Raw genomic sequence first — 25,796 nt, forward strand, 5'->3', positions numbered from 1 at the left:
GGAGGAAATATACAATGGAAGCCAATGTTGCCATCGTAGTGATCTGGCTGTTTTTGTTCCTATATGCATTAGGCGGAGCGATCGATTTTGGCGCCGGCTTTTGGTCGATGTTTTATTTTGGCCGGAAAGATACGACCGCAGCCAGCATAGCGAACTTGTACTTAAATCCTTCCTGGAAAGTAACAAATGTTTTCTTAGTGTTATTTGTTGTTGCTTTAGTCGGCTTTTTTCCGCACGCGGCTTTTGCTTTAGGATCGTTTATGATTGTTCCAGTCAGCTTCGTCCTTATTTTGCTGATCATCAGAAGTGCCTTTATGGTGTATTCCTATTCAGTGCAAAAGTATACAAAGCTATTTACATACATCTCTGGCATAACCGGTCTGCTTATTCCTGCCTTAATGCTAAGCATCCTTCCGATTATTATTGGCGGGTTTGTGGAGATTGTTGGCGGCAATCATTATATTCTTTATGACAGACTGCTTTCCAGTCCCACCCTTTATGCACATATCGGTTTTGGATTAGCTGCGGAACTGTTTCTGTCCTCCCTCTTCCTGAGCGATTATGCCAGAGAAGCCAAAGCAATGGAAACATATGAGGTGTATCGAAAAAATGCGATTATCCTAGGGCCGATCATGCTTAGTATGGCTGTTGCGGCAACGATGACACTGATGCCGGAAGCGATGTGGATGGTTGAAAATATGGCCAGACAATGGCATCTGTTCGCCTTAAGCCTCGTTGTTTTTTCCATAGGATATAGTGCTCTTTGGTGGCCATCGAAAAAAGGACGGGTTGGGCAGCCGCGGGTTGCAGTTCTATTTATGGTGGCGCAGATTGGCTTAGCAAGCTTTGCTTACGGCTGGGGCCATATGCCCTATATTGTCTATCCGGACCTGACGATTTATGATGCAGTGACAAATAAGCAAATGTACCTTTCACTTCTGTGGGGGTATGGAATCGGTATGGCGATTCTTGTGCCATTATTCTATTGGTTCTGGCGGTTATTTCTTAAAGATAAACGGTATCTTACAGATAAAAAAGTGGATGATGTTCGGTAGCTAGGAGGACAAAAGGTGAAGCAGCTAAAAGATCTTGCCAAACAACAGAAAAAGACCATGTATTCTCTTTCGTTTACGGCGTTTGTAATAGGTTGCATGACAGTACTGCAGGCATTATTAATTGTATCAATCGTTACAAATATTTTTTTAGAAAAAAAGCCGTTTTCAGCTGTTATTTTACATTTAGCAGCTCTTTTAGCTGTGTTTTCAGTAAGAGGATTATGCGCCTATATTCACGGAAAAACCGGGATAACGATGGCATCTCAAGCAAAAAGACAGTTTCGACAAGCATTGATCACCCAGTATACCAATAACCCTGTTCAGGCATCGATCAAAGGGCAATCAGGGCAAAAGGTAACGCTGGTGACGGATGTTGTGGACGAAATTGACCCTTACTTCAGCAAATATTATCCACAGCGGATTTTATCTTCCATTGTATCAATCATTCTATTAGCAGCCGTACTTTGGCAAAACTGGGTTTCAGCCGTCATTATGATTGTAACCGCTCCACTCATTCCAGTCTTTATGATTATCATTGGAAAAAAAACAGAGAAAAAGGCCCTTCAGCACGTTGAAAAACTCACTGTCCTTGCAGGGAAATTTCTAGATAGCCTGCAAGGATTAGTCACATTGAAGCTTTTTGGAAAAGTGAAGGAAGAAGCAGCTCTTATTAAAAAAAGCAGTATTGATTATCGTACTGCAACAATGGATGTCCTTAAATTCGCTTTCCTTTCTTCTCTTGTGCTCGAGCTCATTTCAATGCTCGGAACGGCGTTAATCGCTTTGGAAGTTGGACTCCGCCTTGTCATATATCAAAATATCTCTTTCTTCCCAGCCTTCTTTGTCTTAGCGATTGCGCCTGAATTTTATAAAACACTGAAGGATGTTGGCAGTGCCTTTCATGCAGGAAAAGGCAGTATGGCTGCTGCAGAGAAAATAATAGATGAGCTGGAGGAATCTAGCGAGATCATCCAATGGGGCCGCGAACCGTTGTCTCAAAGTGCTGGCCCTCCAAGCATCGTGCTGAACAATCTATCTTTTACATATGGTGAAGATCATTTTTCTTTACATGGCATTAACGCAGAATTTGAACCCTATAGCCAAATTGCGATCGTTGGGCCAAGCGGAGCTGGTAAAACAAGCTTACTTCACTTACTAGCTGGGATATACAGGCCCGCAACTGGAGAAGTATTAGTAAATAATGAGCCGCTATTTACCTATGATGAACGCGAATGGTTCAACAAGCTCATTTATATCTCACAGGATCCTTACATTTTTTCCGGCACCATTAAAGACAATATACTCATTGCATGCCCTGGGAAAAAGATCTCTGAAAACGAGCTAAGCAATGTATTGGAAAAAGCTGGACTCACAGAGCTTGTAGATCAATTAGAAGCAGGCATTGATACGTCGATTGGGGAAGCTGGCCGAGGGTTATCCGGCGGGGAAAAGCAGCGGATTGCTCTTGCACGTGCCTTTTTAAAAAGGCCATCCATTATCTTGTTTGATGAACCTACTGTCGGACTGGATCTTTATACAGAAAGCATTCTGCAAAAGTCGATTGCAGAGCTGGCCCAAACTGCAACCATCATTACCGTCGCACACCGATTACATACCATTAAACAAGCAGATTGTATTTTGTATCTCGAAAAAGGAACGTTAGTTGGAAAAGGGACTCATAAAGAGCTATTGGAACAAACGAAGGATTATTTGACGATGGTAGAAGAACATCAAGGAGGCGCGGCCGGATGACAGAGTTAAGATTCGTAATCAAATTAATGTTCATCGAACGGAAAGATTTGTACATTTCGATCTTCTTTGGCATACTGGCTGGATTGTCCACGGTTGCTGTGTTTGCAGACAGCGGCTATCTCGTTTCAAAGGCCGCACTGCTTCCGCCGCTTTATATCCTTACCATTTTCGTTGCTCTGCTAAAATTATTCACCGTCATTCGGGCCTTTGCCCGCTATGCGGAACGCTATTACTCACACAGAGCTACTTTTACCATTCTAAGTAATGTAAGAACCTATTTCTTTACCAAACTAGAACCACTTGCACCTTCCCTTTTTCAGCGTTTTCGCAGCGGTGATTTGTTGGCGAGGGTTGTGGGCGATGTGGAGAGCCTGCAGAATTTTTTCCTTCGCGTGTATTATCCGCCGATTGTGATGCTCGTTGTTTTCCTGACAACAGTTCTTTTCACAGCCATGTTTTCCTTGCCTGTTGCATTGGTTCTCTTATTAGGTCTGGTTATAACCGGCTTTTGTATTCCCTTTACTTTTGCTATAAAACAGCGGGGCATCCAAGCTAAAATAAGGCAGCTGCGCACTGAGCTATCTACTGATGCAACCGAATTTTTATATGGTTTCTTAGATTTAAAGCTTTATCAGAGGCTATCATTTAAAGAAGAGGCATTGATTCAGACCTCAGATGTGTACATTAATGAGCAAGAAAATAAAGGAATACACGATCAATTCAACTTTGCCATTAATCACTGGTTTTCTCTCCTAACTGCCTGGTCTGTTCTGGCTTTAGGGGCTTATCTGATTTCTGCCGGGGAGCTTGATGGCGTGTTTTTGGCGATGCTTGTTCTTGTTTCCTTGACGGTATCTGAAACGGCAACTCCAATGACCGAGGTACCGAGTTATTTTGAAGATACTAGACATGCTGCAGAACGTCTGTCTTCAATCATCAATGAAGCGGAGAAACAACAAGAACTGAAAAGCAATGGCAGATTGACAGAGCTAGATGGTCCCCCGAAAATTGAATGTAAAAACGTCCATTTTTGTTTTCCAGGTGAAGCCCGCCCTACACTAACAGATGTTTCTTTGCGATTACCGAGCGGGTCCAAAACAGCGATTGTTGGACCAAGCGGGTCCGGAAAATCGACATTGCTGCATCTCTTATTAAAACTCTATCCGCCATCCAGCGGGACCATTAGTATACAGTGGCAGGATCTAGCCCATCTGGATGAAGATCAGCTCTGGAAGAACATCTCCCCTGTTCTTCAAAGCAATCACTTCTTTTATGGAAGTGTTCGAGATAACCTAAAGCTTGCAGGTGACAATATTTCCGATAATGAAATGAATGAAGTGCTTTCCTATGTAAAACTAGACCATTTATCTGTGGATTCTGTTGTTTTGGAGAAAGGAGCAAATCTTTCCGGCGGCGAAAAACAGAGACTTGCCATTGCCAGAGCGATACTGAAAAAGGGCAGTCTTTTGCTGCTGGATGAACCAACCTCGTCTGTTGACCCCATCACACAACAGCGCGTGATGAACAGACTATTCAATGGAGCAATAGACAACACCATTGTGCTCATCAGCCACAACCTAACAGGATTGGAACAAATGGACCAAATCATTGTGATGGACCAGGGCAGGATTATTGAACAGGGAACATTCTCGGAATTGATGAAAGAGCATGGCTATTTTTATCGGATGAAGATGATTGAGAATGGGATTTGGGGACAGGTTCTTTGACCCACTGGGTTTCTGGGGACAGGTTCCTCGACCCACTCTATTTGACGTTCAACTCGGATTTGAATAAGCGGAGATATTCCGCTTATTTTCATTTTAGCGCTATTTTGGGATTAAATAAGCGGAGATTTTCCGGTTATACCCCACAAAACCGGCCTTTTTTACGTTTTTTGATCAAATAGCCGGAATTTCTCCCTTTATTTTGGCTGTTTTTTGCGTAATTTTATAAATAACGGAACTTCTTCCGCTTATTTAAGGGAATATAGAATTTGCCCCCCTCTCTCATCTCTCACAAATGTTTTCTAATATAGGAATAAACCTTTCATGCCTATAAATCCCATTAGCTTCAAACATAACTTCTAATAGAATCACATCCAATGCCCCTGTTAACTCAAATAAAGCTTGTTTGACAAAACCATTTTCAAATTGATCAAGTGCTTCTGGTAATTCATTCTCATCTAAAACAAAATATTCCCCATTAGGAAGCACCAGGATATCAATGATTAAATCTTCGAAAGATACCACTTCTGCATTTATTGCCGTATTCTTAACAATGTTAAAATAGGAACCTAAATACTTTCCTTTCTGATCTCTCCAAAAATACAAATTATAAGGACGATCCTCCCAATAATAGGCAATTGTGTAACTTCCTTTAGGAATGGTTAAGCTTCTCTGGTTAGCGGTCATTGTAAATGACTCTTCGTTAATGTGAAAAAGGACAGCGCTTTGTTTTCCCATATCTAACAGCTTGCAATGATAATCCACTTTTTTAGAATCATATTTTATTTTTCTTTCAATTATTGTATCCACTTATAGCTACCTTTCTTTATGAAATATATTATTTTCCATTCTCCCACCATTTAACTCTGACTATTATTTTGTATTTAGAGGTGAAAATGAATCTTTTCAGATCTCCCAAGCCACTAATCATTCTTAAGATCCTCCTCCTTAAAGTATCAAAAAGAAAAAGTGAATGCTATTTTTATGTAATTAAACTTGCTTTCAACTCAAAAAAGGTACGCAAACCGGTATTCGGCGCGTACCTTTTTTAATGGATTCATCCATTTCATCAACTATCATTTGCGCTCCGTTAATGATAAAAACTTCGTTATCAGATGAATAAAGTATACGATGAGTCCGTAATTGACCATCCAGCTCCAGATATAATCCGGCATCGTCATTATCGCTATGAACACAGTAGAGATGATAAATACACCTAAGGAAGTTCCTCCCAGGATATAGATACTTTTCTTTAACGCGGCAAAATTGGCAAAGGTGACTGAGCAGCGTGCGGGTGCGATACTACACTATTTTATCTATCTAATGAGGCATATCAGATTCTTAGATAAGCTTCATAAACCAAACAAAAAACTCTTTCACCAAAACATGGATGAAAGAGTTCTTTTGTTTATGGTTCTATCGATTAATCCACCGCAGCAATCGCTCCACATTGTTTTTACTTACTTTCCCGCCTGAAAAGCGGTCAATTTGCCTGAATGGCATGTTAATCACAAAGTATACGTTGTTTGCCGTTAGTGGTTTTCCAATTTTTTTTAAGAAGTGGTGGACGAACATAATAGAGTTATATAATAATTTGCCTACCCAGTTTTTATATTGTGCCTGGTTAATAGTGTCATTCATTCCGAGCTCTTTATGAGGATCCCAACTTTTTGGAGGAAGCTCCCTCCCAAGTAAACTTTCGAATTCTGAATCAGTGATTTGCTTTACATTCGCTGATGCATAGTAAGGGTAACTATTTTTTAAGAATACAGATGGTGAAGCACCAGCCATTTCAACCGTGCCCTCTAAATGAATTTCTTGAATGGAGCTGCCAATCTGAATCATATAATTCCCCGACTCAATCTCCCAATCTTTGATCTCAGGATTATAGTAAGAGAAGTCTCGATCTGTTAATGTTAACGATACCTGCTTCGTTTCGCCTGGTTCCAAGTAGACTTTATCAAAAGCTTTTAATTCTTTTTTAGAACGGAAAATGACCGAATCTGCCTTTTCAATATACAATTGTGCGATCTCGGCTCCCGCCACATCACCACTATTGGTCAAATTAAACGACACATGAAGGCCATCTATCACAATATCGGAATACTCAAATGTTGTATAAGATAGTCCATATCCAAACGGATAACGCACAGGTACATTAGCTGTTTCAAAATAACGGTAACCGATAAATAGTCCTTCTTTATGTTCACTACTTGCTTGTTTTCCAGGGTAATAATCTGATGATGGAACATCCGTATACTGTATTGGGAATGTTTCGCTTAGTTTGCCGCTTGGATTGAATTTGCCAAGCAATAAATCCACAACTGCCTCACCGCCGCCCTGTCCAGCAAGGTACGTGTGTATAATGCCTTGCACCTGATCTGCAAATGGCAGTTCAAGGGCTCCGCCGCCAGCTAGTACAACGATTACGTTCTTATTTACCTTTGTTATAGCTTCCACAAGTTCTAATTGATTTTGAGCTAGTTTTAAATCCTCTCTGTCTACTCCTTCTGCTTCTTTGCTTTCGTCAAGACCAATAAATAAAAGGACTGCTTCAGCAGATTTAGCAAGACTTACTGCTTCTTGCACCAATTTACTGCTGCTCGCTCCCATCCGCTTAAATCCTTGCGCATATCCAGTTATATTTAAAGAAGACTTTTGTAAATGATCAAGTGAATTGCTTAATTTATAGGGATTTATTAACGAGCTTCCTGCACCTTGATATCTTGGATTTTTTGCAAAATCACCAATCACCGCTACGTTGGTTCCCGCTTTAAGAGGAAGAATTCGATTTTCATTTTTCAAAAGTACGATTGATTGACGGGCAGCTTCAACTGCCTTACTGTGATGTTCTTCATAATCAACATGGACTGGTTCCTTATTTTCAAAACCCACTTTAAATATTAGGGTCAGCAATTGATCGACCGCTTCATCTAATATAAATTCATCAAGTGTTCCTGCCTGTATGGCATCCACAATTTCTTTATCTGTGATGCCGTTAGTGGATGGCATTTCTAACTGATTATGAGCCTTTAACCCTGCAACACGGTCATTATTCCCGCCCCAGTCTGTGACAATAACGCCATCAAATCCCCATTCATCATATAAAATGTCAGTTAAATTCTGATTTTCATTTGCATAATCACCATTTACTTTATTATAGGAAGACATCATTGTATACGGATTACTTTCTTTTACTACTTTCTCAAATCCAGTTAAATAGATTTCCCGGAGCGAACGTTCATCTACAATTTCGTCAATGGTCATTCGCATATGTTCCTGGCTATTCACTGCATAATGCTTCGGGCAAGCTGAAATCCCATTTGACTGAATTCCCTTTACCATTTCACTGGCCAGTTCACCAGTCAGGTATGGATCTTCAGAAAAATATTCAAAATTACGCCCACAAAGTGGATTACGTTTAATATTCAAACCTGGGCCAAGTAAGACACTTACTTTTTCACTGCTTGCTTCCTTGCCAATATCTTGTCCTACTTTGTATACAAGTGATTTATCCCAGCTGTTTGCCAGCGTTGCTGCTGTTGGATAACATGTGGCTGGCAAGCTTTTATTTAAGCCAAGGTGATCAGCCTTACCGCCTTGTTTACGCAGTCCATGTGGTCCATCGGTTAGCATAATGGAAGGAATGCCGAGGCGTTCAATTGCCTTTGTATTCCAAAAGTTTTCTCCAGACATGAGTGAAGCTTTTTCTTCTAATGTCATTTGTTTAATTAAGTTTTTATATTTCATATTGCACCGCCACTCTATAAAAATAGTAAGAAGGCGAACTTAGACCGCCTTCTCCTTATATATCAAAATAAGTTTAGTCAAATAAATAAGTTTGAAGTGTTGCAAATAGTGAGTTATGCATGCTATTTCGCAGTCCTGCTGTAATCGCTTCTGGATGGTTAGCATATGCTTCTTCTAACTGTTTCTGATTGTTTGGAACCGAGAGAATATCCAGCATCAGATCATTGCCAGAAGTAATAGCCTTTTGTGGTTCCATGAACCCGAATACTGCATCAGAAGATACTACGCCTTCAAATCCCCACTCTTCTCTTAACATTCCATTTAATAATGCTGGATTCGCCCATTTTCCATCGATATAAGAGAAACTGGACATGGCACCTGTTACACCAGCCTCTTTTACCGTTATTTCGAAAGGACGCAGATGTAATTCTCGCATGGCTTGCTCATTAGACCATACTAGCATCCCTGAGCGTGCATTTGTTTCTTGCTCATTCATAATAAAGTGTTTCATGAAGACGATAACCCCTTGATCTTCCGAACCTTTTGATAAATTGGCACCAATCATACCATTTAATACAGGATCTTCGGACATATACTCAAAGTTTCTTCCACCTTGTGCTGAGCGGTGAATATTCAGAGCCGGAGCGTACCAGCCGTGTATTCCGTATGCTTTAGCTTCCTTTCCAACTACTTCACCCATCTCGTAGGCTAATTCATGATTCCAAGTTGATGCGATCACGATTTCACTTGGATATGCACCAGCTTCAAACTTCTTAAAGAAGAAATTAAATCCGGCTGGTCCGTCCATTAAAACGGTATTTGGTATTCCAAGTTCATCAATGGCTCCTGTATGATATGCCCCTTCTGTTACATATTCAATCATTTGATCGACAGTGAGCTGATCCAAGAACTCATCCCACTTAGGATCATCATGATCTAATTCCTTTAAATCTTCTAATTTAAGGCCATTTTCGGCCCCTGTTACAGGCATTTCCACATCGTCATGAAACTCATGACCTTGAACTCTCTCAATCACTTTGTCTGAAGCGATTTTTGAATCATCTTCATCTGAAGGGTATGTTCCTTCCCAATCATTCCGGGACAGTACCGTTAATTCGTTTTCTGATTCAGTAAAGCGATTCTTGTATTCTGTTCCTGTATCGGCATCTGTTTCATACACAATGTCATCAGCCAATTCAAAGTCTAGTGTACTGTCAATTTCATGGACATTTTTCCCCAGCTTAATTTGGTATGTTCCACTTTCTAAAATATAATTCTCATTTTTCATATCATAAGAAGCCATATCTCTAGTATCAAAATTGATCGTTACTACTTCAGTCTCTCCTGGCTCAAGTAATTGAGTTTTTGAAAATGAAGCTAAGTTAATGGCAGACTTCTCAATTCCTCCCTGCGTATAAGGAGCAGAATAATACACTTGAACGACATCTTTTCCAGTCACTTCACCAGTATTTGTCACTTCTACTTGCAATTGAATAGATTCATTGTTTAATTGCTGTTCTGTTATATTCCAATCAAATGTTGTATAGCTTAAACCTGAACCGAAAGGAAATTGAACGGTTTCTTTGTATCCCTCTTCATTGCCTTGATAGTAAGTTTCATAGAATCTGTAGCCTACATAAATTCCTTCTTCATAATTAAGGTAAGCTTTGTCTAAGTTCTCATATCGATAATCGCCAAAGTTTTCACTTGCTGGTGCAGATCCTACATCATACACATACGTATCCGTAATGCGCCCAGATGGATTCAGTTCGCCTGATAGTACCTTTGCAAGTGAAACCGTTCCAAAAGGTCCCGGTGTTCCAACCCATAGGACGGACTGAATGCTTGGAAATTCTTCAACAACTCCTAATTCCAGAGTATTTCCGGCATTCACAACAATGGTCACATTACTGAAGGTTTCAGCTACTTTCTCAATTAAAGCATGCATCTCCTCAGATAACTTTAATTGATCACTGCTTACATCCGATGCTTCTACAGAGTCACTTTGAATAATGATCATTGCATTTTCAGAGTACTCTTTCGCTTGTGCTAAAGCAGCATCCGAAACATCTGGTTCACCAGCTGTCTCAGCACCGCCTAACATCCCTTTAACGACTTGAACAAAACCAGCATCTGCCTCACCTGCTGCTCCTTCTAATTCCGGCAGGCTCGCATAATAATCATATAATTCCTGATTATATTGGATTCCTGCACTCTCAAGGGCATCAAATAAAGGAACAGCACGTGTTTGGTCCGCTCCACCAGACCCGCCTCCGCCATATTTAAAACTAAAAGCATTGGAACCAAATATGTTAAGCTTTTTATCTGCTAATGGAAGTGAATTATTTTCATTTTTTAATAAAACAATCCCTTCATTGGCAATTTCTTCTGAAATGGCATCAGCCGCTTCTCTGGCTTTGACTGCCTCTGCGCTTGTAGTATCAATGTTAATATGCTTACCAGTCATATTTTCAACTGCGCTTAAAGCTGTCGGTCCTAACGTTACCCCAACAATCAGCAGCAAGATCGCAGCAGCTGACCACCCAGCAATACGTCTAGGTCTATTCTTAATTTTTTTGTACATCTTTATTTCTTTCTTCCTTGCTTTTCTTTCTTTACGGCTTAAAGATTTAAGTTCTTCTTTTCTTTGCTGCTTCTGTTCTTTTCGCAACAATTTATCGCTGTTCATTGCTGCTTTCTTTTCTGCTTCAGGCAGCACTGAAATTTCCTGCTTTCTTTCCTTGCGCTTTGCACGATCCTTTTTCACTTGTTCCGATATTTCCTGCTTCCAGGCTTTTCTCTTTTTAAAATATTCTAACAAAATGACCCCTCCTGCCTTTTTGCTCTTTAATTTCTTTTCAATACAAACTCGATGGTAACTTTGAAGCATGCTTTTGAATTAAAAGTCTACCATCATCAATTGAACCATCTCTAATGAACTTCCCTTTAAGTGAGCGCTTCCATTATTACGAAAAACCTCTACCTTACATAGTTTATTTTCTCCTTGCACATTAAAGCGGTACTTAGAAAACGTTATCAAATCATTGCAGCACCTGTTGAAGCAGGTAAATCAAGTATATAGAGTCCTAGGATATAGTTCATTCCAATACAATAGAATTCTTGCTCCAATTAATGACCTATTTATAAACAAGCTGTAAAAGATTTCTTTTAATGGAGGTGGAATATATAAATAATTGTTACGATTTTTGACACACACCTAATATGCAGGTATCCAATTGAACAAAAAAAACCATCCGCTTTATCTTCTTGCGAATGGTCTGATTACATATTTAATAACGTTTTTTAAACTCTATAAATTGAATTTCATGGGGCAGCAGTTCAGTTATAAGTGTATAAGACTGATTTGCACTTATATCCTCGATCTTTATGCCGGGCTCTGCTTTTCCTTTTAAATAGCCAACCGTTTCATCGTCCAGATCGATCGGTGCACCAATATTAACCCAGGAATCGTAGGAGGACCCTTGCTCGCGATTAACATATTGCTTCCTCATGCGATACCCTCCATTCATACCATTCAAGGTGACTTGAAAAGCTTGGACTTTCTCATCTTCAAAAACAGAGTATCGACTTTCCTGTGACAATTGCGAGTAGTCGAAAGAGCGATATAAGTAGTTAGGATGACTGTAGTTGTAGATTATAATCTGATAATCTTCGCCCCTTTTCGTCACGATCATATTTTCCCTTTTTACTATTAGCTCATTTCCAAGTTGACTTAAAAAATAGAAAGCATGATATCCAGCCTTTTTGATGCCGTTGTAGGTCATGAGACCAAACCCGCCATGAAACAAAGACATTTTTGGGCTAAACTCTTCAAATACATCAGTAAACGTCCAGTATCCCATTCCATTAACTTTTTCAAAATTTTCAATTGCTGTTTTAGCGATAAACGCCGCCATATAACATGTATCATGAAGTAAATCCTGGCTATCGCTGTTTCCGTTCCATTCAGTAATCCAAACTTCTTTTATATCCTTGTGTAAGGCGCTGCTTTTCTCCAAAACAGAGTCTATATTCGACGAAAGATTATGCTCATCACCAATCATGATGGACTTAAAATCTGTCACACTCTGTATATTCTCAACAGGTGTCTTTTTATGAGCTTGTGGTTCAAAGTTTGGTTTACGAGCCAGGTTGTAAACATGAAAAGTGAAAAAGTCTAAATCTATATTTTTTTTGGCAGTGACATAATGAAAGTCGTCAATCCATGAATGGTATTTAACAAAATTAATACTGCTGAATCCGCCTATTTTAATTTTAGAATCAATGGATTTAATCGACTCATATGTCTCCGCAAACAAGGTGAAAAATTCCTCTCTGGTTCCTCTCCAGAAGAATGGAACTTCCGGCTCGTTCCAAAACTCAAAATACCATGTTCTAATTTCATCTAATCCATACCGATTAATTAAATGCCGGACAAACTCTTCCATTAATTCTTTCCATCTCTCCATCAGTTTTGGCGGTGAGACGTGAGCTTCCCATACAAAAATTGTATGCTCAGTCGAAGCTAAATCCTTTGGCATAAATCCTATTTCAATAAAAGGTTTCACATTTGCTTTAAGCAGGTTATCTAAAATTACATTAATATAATTAAAATTGAAATAATAGCTTCCATCGGAGTTTTCATTGTATACGTGCATCTGGTCGGCAAAAATGCCATGAAACCGAACATATTTAAAGCCTATTTCCTTTTGAATCTGTGTAAGCTGCTGATTAAAATCATGTCTTAAAGCAAGTGGAGCATAGCCAAACGTCAGCAAATTCGTAAATGTATGATGGATTGGTCTTTTTGATTGTGTTAAATCAACCGTAACAGACCTCGACTTTTGTTTATATACCTCTTGGTTATTTCGCTCTCTTTGAAGATATTTAAACAAATTTGCCAGTGATTCACTGCTATTAATACTGAGGTAATCCTTAGCGATGTTGTTTTCGACTTCCACCTTAAAGGCATCGCGAAACTCTTTAGGTGTTGTCCCGATCACTTCTTTGAAAACACGGTAATACGCTTTGCTATCTGGAAACCCATATTGCAATGCTATTTCAGTGACTGTTTGATCGGTTGTCTGCAGGGCTATTAAAGACTTATTCAATCGCATATTATCTAATTTCTTTTTAAAGGACACGCCTACCTTGGCCTTAAAATACCTGGATAAATATTGAGGATTCAGCGTGAATTCATCCGCTATATTCTGTAAACTTAAACCAGCATTCATGCAGTTCTTGTTCATATACTTTAAAATTTCTAATAGTCTCTGGTCATGATCGGCCTGCGTATCGTCGGTTTTGGTCTTTACCTCAAAATGCTCCAGCAGAATTACCGCAAGCTCCAATAGCCACTTCTTCATCTTTAGCTGGAAATGACTCTTTTTATTAATAATCAAATCCATCATATTGGCAAGAATATATTTTAGTTCATCCATAATTCCTTTTGGTGCATTCTTTTCATCTCTAGAATTTAGGTAGAATCGCTTTTGCTCCATATCAATGCCTAACTCTTTTAGATACCGGCTATCCATCTGCATGGCTAACACCTGAGTTTTTCCATAGCCTGTATATGAATCAATAAAATGAAGCTCATTCCCATTAACAAGAAAGATATCTCCGCTTTCAAGTCTATAGCGATCCTTGTCAATCCGAATCTCCAATTCTCCATCCAGAATCAGCAGTATTTCTGTATCTTCATGCCAATGATATGGAAAACGTTCAACGGTTTGAGTGAATATATTAACTGGCAGATCATCCTGATAATTAATCTGTTCATATTGGTATTGCATGATCTACTCTCCTTGGACATGGGTTTTGGGGACAGGTTCCTCGACCCAACCTCTTTTTAGACGCTCAACCCGGATTCAAATAAGCGGAGATATTCCGCTTATTTTCATTTTAGCGCTATTTTTGGATTAAATAAGCGGAAATTTTCCTGTTATTTCCTCGAAAATCGCTCTTTTTCACACTTTTTGAGCAAATAGCCGGAATTTCTCCCTCTATTTTGGCCATTTTTAGCGTTATTTTAGAAATAAGGGAAGTTTCTCCGCTTATGAACAAGCTCGTTCTCAAAACGGGGGCCAATGGCAAGTTCCTCGATCCACTTGGTTTCTGAGGACTGGTCCCCGTCCGCAAAAAAACTCCACTTTGAAGAAAAAATCGCTCAAAATGAAGTATCCTTTACCTACACAACAATATTACAGATTCCTAATATCCTCAATCAGCCTCTCAACATTTTCCTTCTTCGTAGCCCAGCTGGTGCAGAATCTCACAACACTTTTCCCATCATCCACTTTCCCCCAATAGGAAAACGAATATTTTTCACCTAATTTCGATAACACTTCATGTGGTAAAATCGGAAACTGCTGATTGGTTTTGGAATCATATCGCAATGAATACCCTTTATCCACAAACGCCTCTCGAATCATCATCGCCATTTCAACAGCATGTTTAGATATGTCATAATATAAGCTATCTTCAAACAGTGTTTCAAACTGAATGCCTAATAATCTCCCTTTAGCCAGCATTCCTCCTTTTTGCTTGATCATATACCGAAAATCCTTTTTTAGATGATCATTCATGATCACTACCGCTTCCCCGAACATTGCTCCTAATTTGGTTCCGCCGATATAGAATACATCACAAAGTTTAGCCAGATCCGCTAAGGATAAATCACTGCCTTCTGAAACAAGGCCATATCCTAGGCGGGCACCATCTATAAACAGAGGTAAATCACATTCCCGGCAAACTTTACTTAATTCCTCCAATTCGGATTTACTGTAGGTCGTCCCATTTTCAGTAGGGTGCGATATGTATACCAATCCTGGCTGAACCATATGCTCATGTGCGGCATCATTCCAATGAGCATCATATAATTCCTTTACCTGCCCTGCTTTAATTTTTCCATTATCACTAGGCAGAGTTAGCACTTTATGACCGGTGGCTTCTATGGCACCCGTTTCATGATCAGCGATATGTCCAGTAATGGCAGCCACTGCTCCCTGATGCGGACGCAAAATAGAAGAGATAATCGTTGTATTTGTCTGTGTGCCTCCAACTAAAAAATGCACATCTGCATTCTCTCTGTCACACGCTTTTCTAATATACTCTCTGGCTTTTGCACAATGTTCGTCCATTCCATATCCAGGTGACTGTTCTTCATTCGTATCGATGAGCCGCTGCAGAATCCGCGGATGCGCCCCTTCTGCGTAATCATTTTCAAAACGTATCATGTATAGCCCCTCCAGCTTAACCTACTTGTATTTGTTTAATAATTCTTCAGGAATATGACAATAATCATCCGGACATCGAGCTAACCGATCTTGATGTTCCTCTGCACTTCTCACATAGTTAGTAAGAGGCAGTACCTCCACCACAATACGGTCATAATCATTTCTCTTACTAAGAAAAGCTTTCGCCTCGATTAAGTGTTCAGGCTTTTCACTATATACTCCTGTTCTGTATTTCTTCCCAACATCCTGGCCTTGTTTATTCAAACTGTATGGATCAATAATTTCGAAAAAATAGCCCATTAATTCTGTGATTGATACGACGTTGGGATCATATTCTGTTTTTACACATTCTGCGTAACCGTCATAATCTCCATGTAGTGTTTGACTTGTTCCATTAGCTCGTCCTGCTTCTGTAAACCTTACTCCAGGTAAAGTTTTAATAAAAGCTTGCACACCCCATAAACATCCGCCTGCAAAATAGACTGTTTCCATAGTGATTCTCCTTGGTAATGAAGATTATATACTTTTAATAGATATTATAAGCTAGAAAGACACTATAAATAAAAACATTTGAGTCTCTTGTTTTCAATGATTATCCTAGACTCAATCTAGTAAACTTTCCATTCCCAAAAAACAAGCTACCTAACTTGGCAACTTAATCTATAGCTAATGAACATTCACTCTGGCATATTAAAGCGCGGAAAATAATTGCGCACCAAAAATCCGCCAAATAGGATAAATAGGATCGGGATTATAAATCCGCCAACTGTAAAACCGGTAATGCCAAAAATGATACAAATGATCCCAAACCACGCAGCCAGTGAATGGATCGTATAAGAAATAATGGAACCAATAAACGTGAGTGTCCGCCCTAAAAATTGCTCCCCTTTAGGCTCTCTTAACATATGGCGAATACTTAAAATAAAGCTCCATACCAATAATACTGGAATCCCCCATATTAGAAACATTGCAAATAAATCCATTTCCACTCACTCTCCTAATCTTCAACCCTTATAAAATTCAAGATGCTATTCCATACTCCATATAATGGAATTATTATATATATAAATGGATTTTTTTTCATTAAATGTACCTTTGCGGACAAAGAACAGCCGCTTCATTGACTGATGTATCATCAATATAAGCAGCTGATATAAAATAAGGCTATTCAATTATGTTTAATCCTTAAAGATACAAATATGTGTGCTTTTTCAGCCATTTTTTTATCCACTCTGAGCAGCCGTATTAGAAGCGTTATTACCATACGAATGCTCTAAGTTTATATACCAGCATTTAGGGTTTCCTACACATTCCTGAATATTTTCCTCAGCAGAAGTCCTACCACAACCCCTGGAATTGCACACAACATCGGAAACCAAACGGTCCCCAGACATACACCAAATAACCTTACCCTCTCTGCATACATAAGCCCAATCGTAACAAAAAATGCAGGAACGACAAAAGGCAAATAGGCATATTGTTCCTTGTCTCCACCTGCATCCTTATAAGCGTCCCACATGGAAAAGAAGTAAATACAAGGATAAAACATCAGCCATTGGTATTCGGTTTGTTCAATTGCTTTATTGATTTCTCCATTAAAACTAAAGAAAATAATCTGATTAAAATTGGATTGAACATTGATGATAAATTCCAATAGAATAAAAAGAAATCCTTTCAGATACTTACCGTTAAGCAATTGACCAAAACCTGGAAAAGCTATGCTCCATAACAATTTTTCTTTTGGATTCACATCTGTCTAACCTCTTTTTAGGATTTTATAATAATTAGCGGTCATGTCTCCTTATTTCATCAGCTGATCTCTGTCTGCTGCATGAGGCGGTCTTTCCAGCCACGCATGCTTAATTTGTAGATTTAGCCCATCCTCCGCATAGAGTCCAATTTCACCTTGAAATCGAACATAATCAGCAGCAATGTCGCGCCTTGGACTTGCTGAAAGCGCGGTACCATAGTTACCCATGCCAGCAGCAGTCATCATCGAAATCATAAACAGCATTAATTTATCGGAAAAAGGGGATTCGGTTGAATCGTAAACTTCTGCATCCCAGGTTACAGGTGCTGGCAGGTCATTTTCATGTAAGTAATTAATGATAACTTGAATTTGATTCTTGGAAATTTCTTTGCCTCTTTTGAAATAATTCCGGACATCACTATTCTTTGCCACTTGTCCGAAACCGGTTATGGTTGCTGTTCCCATATGGTTCGTTTGAATATTAGAGTATAGATGGGTGATTTCTATGGCTGTTAATGGTCTTTGTTTTCCCCACCAACCAGCTAAGAAATGCTGTTTTTCAACCATATCCACTTCTTGCAGATATGGTATATATGGAGACCTAACCTCGAGGCCCTTGGAAAGCAGCATGTCTGTTGTCTCATTAAATAACTCCATTGTTGAAGAAATACAAGACATAAAATGCTCTCGAATATCATTGCGAAAAACGTGTGGCAAAGCCGCCCCGTATGTAACTAAAGCCCCTTTCGTCATCTGTTTCGTAAAGATTAATAAGAACTCATCAGAGAAAAGCCTTGGAGCATCCACATGAACATCGTTTTCCGTAAAGCCAAGAGGAATAGCGTGTCCTTCTTCTTTAAAAATTTTTGTAACCACTTGTACATGCTGCTGAGACAAATCTAAAGCATGTTCTATAACTTTTTTGATTTCCTGATCTTCAACTTTTGTTAAATAATACTTATAAACACATACAAACATAGAATCCGCTATATAATTTGCCCATAGACCGCCAACTTCAGATGAAGTTAAGCGAATATGATGAGTTTCCATAGAAATCCCCCCAGATTTATAACTCTGGATAGTATCCCCTTTTTAAAAAATACTTATGAATATTTCTCCAATTTTTTCAATTATAGCAAGAAATCCTTGGCTATATGTAGGGTTGGATTTTCTCTATTTAGCCCTCTTTTTTGTGTGCTGGCGGGCAGTATTCACTAGGTCTTAGTACATTTTTATCCCTCTGCTCAAACAAAACAAGCTGCCAAATTTGGCAGCTTGATCTGAAAAAATTAAATAAGGTAACTATTTAGCTAACCCCAATTCATAACGATAAAAATGTGACTCCTTTATATAACCATTTTTTTCATATAATCTTTGAGCAGCAATGTTATCTGGCGCAGTTTCCAGACTAATGCTCTTCGCACCTGTTTCAACAGCAAAGTCTTTTGCTTTTTGCAAAAGCATTTCTCCTATCCCTTGTTTTCTGGTATCTGCATCTACATATAAGTCATTTAAAATCCATGCCCTTTTCATGCTGACAGATGAAAATGTGGGATAAAGTTGAGTAAAACCTGCATAGCCTTGTTCATTTTTCACAACAAAGATAACAGAATCCTTGTTTTCTAGGCGTTCTTGTATGTAAGCTAAAGCACCATCTAAATCTGATGGCTGCTGATAAAACATACGATATTTATTAAATAACACGGATACTTCTTTTAAATCTTTCAGTTCAGCTTGGTAGATCTCCATTTGATTTTCCTCTCCCCATTAAATTAGAATTGTATGACAATATTTTTATAAAAGGTAAATAAAACCGGATATTGCTAATGAAATGACTCCGGCAAGACCAGCGTACATTGCAATCTTGGTTCTGAAATCTCGATGCTCTTCTGTTTCAGAATGAAAATTTGCTCGCTGCTGTTTTCCATCGGTCCATGCACCGATAAAAATGCCGGATATTAAGATACATAATATACCCATAATTAGGAAGAGCTGAACCATTTTATTCATCTCCTTCATTTCATTACTTTATTGGATTGTATATTTTATCTACCGTCTTTCCACTACCTATACTATAACTCCTCTAATGGCATAATGCTCCATTTTTCACTCAGAATATTTTATTATTTCAAAAAATAACATGTTATACTTGTATTATTTCGTTCGAATTGCTGCTCATTTTAAAGGCGTTTTGCTTTAAAGAATTTCATTAAGGAGGAATAAAAATGGCAACATTTGAAGATTTTCAAAAACTTGATATGAGAGTCGGTGAGATTATTAGAGCAGAAGAGTTTACCAAAGCGAGAAAGCCAGCCTATAAATTATGGATTGACTTCGGTGACGAAATTGGGGTTAAACAAAGCAGTGCTCAAATAACAGATCGTTATCGTCTAGATGAACTAGTTGGCAAGCAAGTATTAGGTGTAGTTAATTTTCCTCCTATGAAAATTGCTGACTTTAAGTCAGAGGTTTTAGTAATGGGGACTTACTCAGACCAAGGTGTTGTGCTAATACAGCCTGAACAAAAAGTTAAAAAAGGCGACCGATTAGGATAAGGAAAAGAGATAAGTCTTGATCTTTAAGGAATAAAGGGCGGTTTCAGGCTATATGTATTTTGGAGTTCATTTTGCCGTTGAATACATCCACTAATCTTCATTTTGTTATTCATCTTGCCTCCAAATAGACGGAGCTTTTCCGCTTATTTTCATTTTTGTGCTCTTTTTAAGGTAAATAAGGGGAATCTCTCCGCTTGTGTTCTAAGGTTCTTTTTCTAAATAAGCTGGGGAGTATCAGCGAAAATAGGAAAGTAAGATAAACAGCCATTTCCATGATCCTCCCCCTCCGAATGTAAGTTCCTTTTTCTCCCTGCCCGCTACATCTGTGTGAAATCAGTTGTCTAGCCTTCCACCTATTCGCCAAGTAATTTCTTTTCAAGTATGATCTTATGTAATCCTTTTTCGTCAATATAAGTATCTATAACGTCAAATCCATTTTTAATATTCAATATCAGCATATTACGCCATTTATTCATTGTTTTTGTTTGAACTATATGATATCCATTTTCTCTTAAATATTGATGCTGTTTTTGCATTAAGTTCGATGCAATGCCGTAGTTTCTGTAATTAGAATCTACCCCTCCTAGCCAACTGTAAAATATATTAGCATCAATTTCATAACCGATTTTATAACCAATCACCTTCATATCATACACCGCAGTAATAACCAGCAGTTTAGATTTCCTTTCCATCTTGCTTAACAAATTATCGTTAGTACTAAAAATAACTTTATGTAATTCTAAAATCCCATCTGCTACATGATCATCAGGGATTGAATTAAAAATAACGTATTCAAAGTTCAAATGTTTTTCTCCTTTCGATTGAAAGCTCAGTCCCGCTTATAGGTGTTCACAGTATGAAGCTCGAAGTAAAGACATGAAGATCATATAAAAAGAGAATCACATAACCCACTATACAACTCTTCTAAAGGCTCAATACATAGATAGTTTTATATTTTTCATGTCACTATTTTTTTGTTAATTAACATTAATAAAGCCCCTCTATTCTGTTAAATATAATCACCAATCAATTCAACAAGAAGCTTTGGATGACTACATATAAAATAAATAGAAATACCACTATACTGAACCAGAAGAAACCTTTTTTTCCCTCTTGAAATTCCCTTAAGCTCATCACCAATGTCGTTAATCCTAGAAACAAAAGCATATATGGCTGTAACCTATAATCTTCAGTAATCAGTCCATACCCTGCAAGTAACATAACTATTATTGCTAAAATAATGTGCAATAACTTTAACAAACTAACTCCCCCCTCCAACCCAATTTACCATATTTATCCGGTTAATTATTAACTAACCTGGTTATTGAAATAAAAGAAGCTGCCTAATTCAGCAGCTGAACTAAAATATATACAACAGCTTGTTACAAAATAAACAATTAGTTACTCATTCGTATTATATATTACCTGGGCAATTTGTTTTTCTCCATTTTTTTCAAATTCCTTGTATATCTGCATTCCTATTTTCTCTGCTACTTTTTGGGATGGAATATTTTTGAGTGTCGTGTAGGAGAACACTTTCGGATATTTTAATACGTTAAAAGCATACTCCTTACAAGCATCTGCAGCTTCTGTGGCATAACCCTGATTGCAATAGTCTTTAATAATATGAAAGCCAATCTCTGGAACAGTTTCTTTATCAATCAATTGCATGGTAATCCCACAATCTCCAAGGAATTTTTCACCATCTTTTAAAATCACTGCCCATAATCCGTGATTATATTTTTTATAATTATCAAGATTCCATGTAATCCAGCTTTCCACCTCTTCCAAATGAAATGGTTTTGTATAATATTGCATGGATTCTGGATCAGACAGAACTTTTGATAATTCTAGTTTGTCATCCAAAACGAATTCTCTTAAATAAAGCCTTTTTGTTTCAAGTATCTTCACGACCAGCACCTTCTTCCATCTAATCTTCATTAGCCTGCCCTTTAATCGCATAAGAAAGGCTACCTGGTTTTCACAGCTGTATGTAGTATTAAATTATATTTCAATATCGTATTCCATTCTCTTAGCTATTCCTTTTGATACGGATTTTCCATATAGACGTGAAATTAAATGAAAGGACATATTGATCCCTGCTGAAATACCCCCCGAAGTTATAACTGACCCTTCATCCACAAATTTCACATCACGCTGTACTGATACTGAGGGAAACTCTTTTTCTATTCTCCCTATGTCCATCCACTGGGTTGTAGCCCTTTTTCCATCTAAAATACCTGCTTTTGCAAGAAGCAGAGCCCCTGTACAAACAGAAGTCATAAATTCTACTTTTGATTGTTGTTTTGTTATCCATTGAATTACTTCTGTATTATAAATTTCAACTTCTTCAGCACCGTACCCTCCCGGCACAATCAAGATATCAAACACAGGATGATTATCAAAATGATAATCTGGAGTTACCTTCAGACCATTTCTCGCGGATATCATTTTTCCATCTTGAGAAACTGTTTTAACTTTAAATGCTTTCCTATCACAATCGGGTAAAGTCGCCAGAGAAAAAACTTCAAATGGTCCAGCAAAATCTAAAACTTCCACTTCATTAAATAATAAAATTCCCACTGTTCGTTCCACCATTTCGATTCCCCCATGACTAAGTTAAAAATTTTCTAAATGGCTAATAGGCAAGTAAGTAAAGGACATTAATTGATTTATGCATTTAATTCTATATAGCTTACTAATCTACAAAAATTTTCATCCCCAACTCGCTCTGATGTCATTTATAGAATTGGCCGTTAAACATTTTAAGAACTATGCTCTATATTTAGCCAGCTTCCTTCCACTAATTTTTTATCAATAAAATTCAAAACAGACTGCAGCTGGTCTATTTGATTTTTAACTTTTTCTTTTTGCTGCTGCATTCCTGCTATCATTTCAGGAGTCATATTGGTTGTTTTTGAAATATCAAGATAATATTTGATTTCTTCTAAACTAAGGTTTGCCTTTTTCATACAGAGTATTAGTCGTATTCTTTCAATATCAGCAGCAGAAAAGGTTCGATGTCCATTTGGAAGCCGTTTTACCTCAGGGAGCAAGCCCGCTTTTTCGTAATATCGTATCGTATCAATGCTTAAATTGGTTTGGTTACTTGCCTGTTTGATTGTATACATCCTCTTCCTCCTTCTCATTTATTTCATTATAAAAATGGTCTTCACGGCATGTAAAGCTGATTCTTTACGCTTGACCTGGAGTTAACTCCAGGTTTTATACTACACTCATTCACTTATGAGGAGGACAATTATATGTTGCAAATAAAAAGCAAGACAGCACTAGTTACAGGAGCAAATAGTGGAATTGGGCTGGAGCTGACGAAGAAGTTACTTAAAAATGGCTGGCAGGTTGCTGCTTTAATCCGGTCTGATTTCCCAGAAGAAGACCTTGAGCTCCAAGAAAGAATTCGCCTGAAGGATATCAGAATTTATCGTTGTGATTTGTCTGATTTTAAACAGCTTAAATTGGCATTGCGGCAAATAAAAGAAAAGGAACCAAAGCTAGATGCTCTCTTCAATAATGCTGGAGGCAGTTTCGCAGAACTCAGCTTTTCACCACAAGGGCGTGAACTGCATTATGAAATTCAAACTGTTGTTCCTTTTATCATTACCATGGAATTTCTAGATCTTTTAAAAAGGGGTAATCCGGCTATTGTTATCCAGACTAGTACAAATGCATTTAAATTTAAACAATCTTTCGTTCCAGAAGAGCTGGCGAAACCAGAGAAATTTCAGAAACTGATTGGTCCCTATGCCACATCAAAATTAGCGGTTACCTTATGGACGTATGCATTGGCGCCAGAGCTAAAGCAAGAGAATGTTACATTAATCAGCATTGATCCAGGCAATAACAACACCATGCGCAAGGGCAGAAACGGTGGTTTGCCACTAATTATTCAGCCATTTATCCAATTATTTGGACCTCATCCAAGTACGGGGGCAGACCGGCTATATGCTGGATTGAAGATTTCTCCTGACCAGGCTGGAGTGTATATTTCAAATAAAAAGCCAGCTAGTTTTAAATTTAAACAGCATGCAGCAACCGTTTTATCACAGGTAAAAACAATCTATGAAAATGAGTACATATCACGATGATTTAAACAAACAGACTGCTAAATCTTTCTTGGCAGTCTGTTTACATCGTTAACATATAAAATTTGGTATAGCAGGGTTATACAATGTTTTATTTTTATGGCATTAGATTCTATTAAAAATATAATTCAGATGATTTGAAAAAGTACAAACGATGGGTTACTATGATCCTAACTCCGAGTAAAGGCATAGGTATTATTGTATTTATATAAATTGTTAAAGAGGTGGTTAAAATGGAAAATGTACCTTTATTTGTGACAACAGAATGGCTTGCAGGCAGATTAAATGATCCTAACTTAAGATTACTAGATGCAACGACATTTTTAAAAAATCCTGAAAAGGATGGATATTACGATGTCTGGTCAGGAAATGAAGCTTATGAAAAGGGGCATATTCCTGGTGCAGTATTTGCTGATTTACACAAGGAGCTTTCGGACCCTGATGCAAAATATGCCTTTACACTGCCTTCCCGCGAAAGATTTGTAAAAAAAATTAGTGAACTTGGTGTTGGCGAAGGCACTTATGTAGTTGTTTATGATCAAGGAGCTATCGTCAATAAACCAGAAGTTATCTCATCCGATTGGGCGTCACGCCTTGCTTGGCAATTGAAATATGAAGGATATTATAACGTTGCTGTTCTGGATGGAGGGTTTCCCAAATGGAAAGAAGAAGGCCGACCGGTTACGACCGAGCCTGGCTCCTATCCAAAAGGGGATTTTACAGGAGTGAGAAAACCTGAATTATTTGCAGCAAAAGAGGAAGTTCTAAATGCAATTGACGATGAAAATACAGTAATCCTCGATAGTTTATCACAGGCAAATTATAATGGTGATGTAAATACCTATGGCAGACCTGGGCATATTCCTGGAAGTGTCAATGTATTCTTTGGTGCACTTTCTGATCCGAATACAAAGGAGCTTTATGATGATGAAAAGTTGCGTGCAATATTTGAACAAACTGGAGCGCTTGATCCAAATAAGAAAGTCATCACGTATTGCGGCAGTGCCATTGCAGCTACTTGGACAGGATTAGTACTAAATAAATTGGGACAAAAAAATGTAGCCGTTTATGACGGGTCACTGACCGAATGGGCAAAAGACCCGTCACTTCCATTAGAAACCAATCCAAAAGAGTAGATATACCGTTTAATTAGAAGCATGGCTCTGTAGCTAGTGCTTCTTTTTTTTGGATCATTTATTATCCCTTTTTTAATAATTCACCTTTATAGCTTAGAGTATAAATCCCATTCACTAGTCATAGTAACAATTACCTTTAACTGACATGTCTTATTTGGAAAAATAAGGAGTTTGTAACACTTGTTATTTATAGTGTAATATTACACTATAAAAGAAGAAGAGGTGTTACGCTTGTTAAAATATTTCATTTGGACAGTAGCAGTAGTATGTATTGCTCTGCTGTTACCCCCTTTAGTAGTTATATATTTTTTAAACAATGGAAATCCGATTCATGAATACTTAACAGACAAGTATATTCCCGCTTATTTAGAGGAACAAGGTTATTCAGATGATGAATTAGCTTCTTCACACTCTGTATATCCAAATATCTCGATCAATAAGGATTTTTATCATGGCCATTACATGGTTAAATTTAAAGATGAACCAGAATTCACTTATTTTTATGGTTTAACCAAAAAAGGGAAAGAAGTGAAGCAGTTTTGTGAGCGGAACTGGATTTATTCAACACAAAAACCGACTAATTATTATGATAAGAAAAATAAATCAAAGCACTTGGAAAATGATTGTGTGTACCTTTATGATAATCAATAGCTGGAATAGGAGGATGATCCTCAACCGATTTTGCTTGGCTTTCCCTCCTTCAACTCTAGTTCATTAGCAGACTAAAATACTC

Annotated in this window: 23 protein-coding genes; 7 read left to right on the forward strand and 16 right to left on the reverse strand. The window is 38.0% G+C overall.

The window, feature by feature from the left end:
• Positions 1 to 14: 14 nt before the first annotated feature.
• From F7732_RS15760 to cydC, 3 genes are read left to right on the forward strand one after another with little or no spacing between them, the layout of a single operon-like run.
• The gene (locus F7732_RS15760) at positions 15 to 1,055 is read left to right on the forward strand and encodes a cytochrome d ubiquinol oxidase subunit II (protein WP_151574969.1); all 1,041 of its coding nucleotides are present in this window, start codon (positions 15 to 17) and stop codon (positions 1,053 to 1,055) included.
• 15 nt (positions 1,056 to 1,070) lie between these two features.
• Positions 1,071 to 2,807: a thiol reductant ABC exporter subunit CydD gene (gene cydD / locus F7732_RS15765; protein ID WP_151574970.1), complete on the forward strand. Its 1,737-nt coding sequence runs from the start codon at positions 1,071 to 1,073 to the stop codon at positions 2,805 to 2,807.
• On the forward strand, positions 2,804 to 4,534 hold the full coding sequence (cydC, locus tag F7732_RS15770) for a thiol reductant ABC exporter subunit CydC (protein WP_151574971.1): 1,731 nt from the start codon (positions 2,804 to 2,806) through the stop codon (positions 4,532 to 4,534). Before cydD ends, cydC begins: the two co-directional genes overlap by 4 nt.
• A 279-nt stretch (positions 4,535 to 4,813) precedes the next feature.
• Here cydC and F7732_RS15775 read toward each other — a convergent pair whose 3' ends face one another.
• The 11 genes from F7732_RS15775 to F7732_RS15825 all read right to left on the reverse strand — a co-directional run bounded on the left by F7732_RS15775 (position 4,814) and on the right by F7732_RS15825 (position 19,270).
• Positions 4,814 to 5,341, reverse strand: coding sequence for a ribonuclease FAU-1 family protein (locus F7732_RS15775; RefSeq protein WP_240056654.1), 528 nt, complete (start codon positions 5,339 to 5,341; stop codon positions 4,814 to 4,816).
• A gap of 606 nt (positions 5,342 to 5,947) precedes the next feature.
• A complete protein-coding gene (locus F7732_RS15780) occupies positions 5,948 to 8,281 on the reverse strand; it encodes a glycoside hydrolase family 3 C-terminal domain-containing protein (protein WP_151574972.1) in 2,334 nt (777 codons plus the stop codon).
• Positions 8,282 to 8,354: 73 nt separating this feature from the next.
• Entirely contained in the window at positions 8,355 to 11,102 is a 2,748-nt protein-coding gene (locus F7732_RS15785) for a glycoside hydrolase family 3 N-terminal domain-containing protein (RefSeq protein ID WP_161598898.1), read from the reverse strand.
• Between the two features lie 469 nt (positions 11,103 to 11,571).
• Positions 11,572 to 14,076 (reverse strand): GH39 family glycosyl hydrolase, encoded by a 2,505-nt coding sequence (locus F7732_RS15790; RefSeq protein WP_151574974.1) that lies wholly within the window; start codon positions 14,074 to 14,076, stop codon positions 11,572 to 11,574.
• A gap of 408 nt (positions 14,077 to 14,484) precedes the next feature.
• Positions 14,485 to 15,519, reverse strand: a complete 1,035-nt coding sequence (locus F7732_RS15795) for a threonine aldolase family protein (RefSeq protein WP_151574975.1) — start codon at positions 15,517 to 15,519, stop codon at positions 14,485 to 14,487.
• 21 nt (positions 15,520 to 15,540) lie between these two features.
• On the reverse strand, positions 15,541 to 16,011 hold the full coding sequence (locus F7732_RS15800; RefSeq protein WP_151574976.1) for a peptide-methionine (S)-S-oxide reductase: 471 nt from the start codon (positions 16,009 to 16,011) through the stop codon (positions 15,541 to 15,543).
• Positions 16,012 to 16,196: 185 nt separating this feature from the next.
• On the reverse strand, positions 16,197 to 16,502 hold the full coding sequence (locus F7732_RS15805) for a hypothetical protein (RefSeq protein ID WP_151574977.1): 306 nt from the start codon (positions 16,500 to 16,502) through the stop codon (positions 16,197 to 16,199).
• 320 nt (positions 16,503 to 16,822) lie between these two features.
• Positions 16,823 to 17,269 (reverse strand): hypothetical protein, encoded by a 447-nt coding sequence (locus F7732_RS15810; RefSeq protein WP_151574978.1) that lies wholly within the window; start codon positions 17,267 to 17,269, stop codon positions 16,823 to 16,825.
• Between the two features lie 51 nt (positions 17,270 to 17,320).
• Positions 17,321 to 18,319: a DUF3231 family protein gene (locus F7732_RS15815; protein ID WP_151574979.1), complete on the reverse strand. Its 999-nt coding sequence runs from the start codon at positions 18,317 to 18,319 to the stop codon at positions 17,321 to 17,323.
• Between the two features lie 252 nt (positions 18,320 to 18,571).
• Positions 18,572 to 19,018, reverse strand: coding sequence for a GNAT family N-acetyltransferase (locus F7732_RS15820; protein WP_151574980.1), 447 nt, complete (start codon positions 19,016 to 19,018; stop codon positions 18,572 to 18,574).
• A gap of 45 nt (positions 19,019 to 19,063) precedes the next feature.
• On the reverse strand, positions 19,064 to 19,270 hold the full coding sequence (locus F7732_RS15825; protein WP_151574981.1) for a DUF5316 family protein: 207 nt from the start codon (positions 19,268 to 19,270) through the stop codon (positions 19,064 to 19,066).
• A 224-nt stretch (positions 19,271 to 19,494) separates the two neighbouring features.
• Here F7732_RS15825 and F7732_RS15830 point away from each other — a divergent pair, with 224 nt between their 5' ends.
• A complete protein-coding gene (locus F7732_RS15830; RefSeq protein WP_151574982.1) occupies positions 19,495 to 19,824 on the forward strand; it encodes a tRNA-binding protein in 330 nt (109 codons plus the stop codon).
• A 353-nt stretch (positions 19,825 to 20,177) separates the two neighbouring features.
• Here the strand turns inward: F7732_RS15830 and F7732_RS15835 are convergent, their stop codons facing one another.
• The 5 genes from F7732_RS15835 to F7732_RS15855 form a co-directional block, all read right to left on the reverse strand.
• A complete protein-coding gene (locus tag F7732_RS15835; RefSeq protein ID WP_240056655.1) occupies positions 20,178 to 20,627 on the reverse strand; it encodes a GNAT family N-acetyltransferase in 450 nt (149 codons plus the stop codon).
• Positions 20,628 to 20,850: 223 nt separating this feature from the next.
• The gene (locus F7732_RS23100) at positions 20,851 to 21,045 is read right to left on the reverse strand and encodes a DUF3953 domain-containing protein (RefSeq protein WP_338024125.1); all 195 of its coding nucleotides are present in this window, start codon (positions 21,043 to 21,045) and stop codon (positions 20,851 to 20,853) included.
• 180 nt (positions 21,046 to 21,225) lie between these two features.
• Positions 21,226 to 21,735, reverse strand: a complete 510-nt coding sequence (locus F7732_RS15845) for a GNAT family N-acetyltransferase (RefSeq protein ID WP_151574984.1) — start codon at positions 21,733 to 21,735, stop codon at positions 21,226 to 21,228.
• Between the two features lie 93 nt (positions 21,736 to 21,828).
• Complete coding sequence (locus F7732_RS15850; RefSeq protein WP_151574985.1) at positions 21,829 to 22,422, reverse strand: DJ-1/PfpI family protein; 594 nt, start codon at positions 22,420 to 22,422, stop codon at positions 21,829 to 21,831.
• 167 nt (positions 22,423 to 22,589) lie between these two features.
• Positions 22,590 to 22,955: a MerR family transcriptional regulator gene (locus F7732_RS15855; RefSeq protein WP_161598899.1), complete on the reverse strand. Its 366-nt coding sequence runs from the start codon at positions 22,953 to 22,955 to the stop codon at positions 22,590 to 22,592.
• A 132-nt stretch (positions 22,956 to 23,087) separates the two neighbouring features.
• Here F7732_RS15855 and F7732_RS15860 point away from each other — a divergent pair, with 132 nt between their 5' ends.
• The 3 genes from F7732_RS15860 (at position 23,088) to F7732_RS15870 (ending at position 25,714) form a co-directional block, all read left to right on the forward strand.
• The gene (locus F7732_RS15860; RefSeq protein ID WP_151574987.1) at positions 23,088 to 23,930 is read left to right on the forward strand and encodes an SDR family NAD(P)-dependent oxidoreductase; all 843 of its coding nucleotides are present in this window, start codon (positions 23,088 to 23,090) and stop codon (positions 23,928 to 23,930) included.
• Between the two features lie 230 nt (positions 23,931 to 24,160).
• Positions 24,161 to 25,063 (forward strand): sulfurtransferase, encoded by a 903-nt coding sequence (locus F7732_RS15865; protein WP_151574988.1) that lies wholly within the window; start codon positions 24,161 to 24,163, stop codon positions 25,061 to 25,063.
• Between the two features lie 231 nt (positions 25,064 to 25,294).
• On the forward strand, positions 25,295 to 25,714 hold the full coding sequence (locus tag F7732_RS15870) for a DUF3139 domain-containing protein (RefSeq protein WP_151574989.1): 420 nt from the start codon (positions 25,295 to 25,297) through the stop codon (positions 25,712 to 25,714).
• Positions 25,715 to 25,796: the final 82 nt, after the last annotated feature.

This window comes from Bacillus mesophilum, from assembly GCF_008923265.1.
In the GTDB taxonomy this organism is placed as follows: Bacteria; Bacillota; Bacilli; order Bacillales; family Cytobacillaceae; genus Cytobacillus; species Cytobacillus mesophilum.